The 807-nt window shown below is 45.1% G+C and carries 1 protein-coding gene; it reads left to right on the forward strand.

From position 1 onward, the window contains the following. On the forward strand, positions 1–807 hold an 807-nt coding region (locus B3763_RS08160; RefSeq protein ID WP_286745600.1), incomplete at both ends, for an alpha/beta fold hydrolase.

Raw genomic sequence — 807 nt, forward strand, 5'->3', positions numbered from 1 at the left:
TGGATCAGATGTCTACTATAAAACCATGGGTAGTGGCGACCCCTTGTTGGTTATTCACGGAGGACCCGTACTCGATCACTCTTATTTTTTACCCCATTTGGAAGAACTCGCTAAAGACTACCGGCTTATTTTTTATGACCAACGCGCCTGTGGTAAGTCTTCACTTTCGATCGACTCCGCCACTATGAACCTCAATGGTTTTGTGGATGATATTGAGCAGATAAGAACCAAGCTGGGCCATGAAAAGCTGCACATTATGGGGCACTCCTGGGGAGGTTTGCTCGCTATGAAATATGCTATGGCCTATCCCGATAAGGTAGATCGTCTGATATTGGCCAACTCGATGGCGCCTAGTTCTGCCGACTGGCAAAAAGAAAATCTTGCCGCAGCCAACAACATAGACCCTAAAGACAAACGGAGGCTAGACAATATTGTGAGCACAGGCTTGCTGCGCACACCCAACCCAGTGCCCTACATAAAAGAAATGATGCTTTTGTCATTTAAAGCACAGTTTTTCGATAAACTCAAGATAGACCAACTGAACCTCAATATCCCGGAAGATTTTCAAAAGAGGAGTGCTGTTTTTGGACTGTTAGGCCCCGATTTGGCACAATACAACTTATATGCTGACCTAAAAAAGATTAAAGCTCCTGCACTGGTTATGTATGGCGATGCAGAAGCGGCCATTAACCTGCATGCTCGAAAAATGGTAGACTCTCTCAACAACGGACGCCTTAAGGTAATACCCACCTCCGGACACTTTCCTTTTATTGAAAATCCTATAGCTTTCAACCGAGCCGTTAGAGA

Source organism: Roseivirga sp. UBA1976, from assembly GCF_002336325.1.
GTDB lineage: Bacteria > Bacteroidota > Bacteroidia > Cytophagales > Cyclobacteriaceae > Roseivirga > Roseivirga thermotolerans.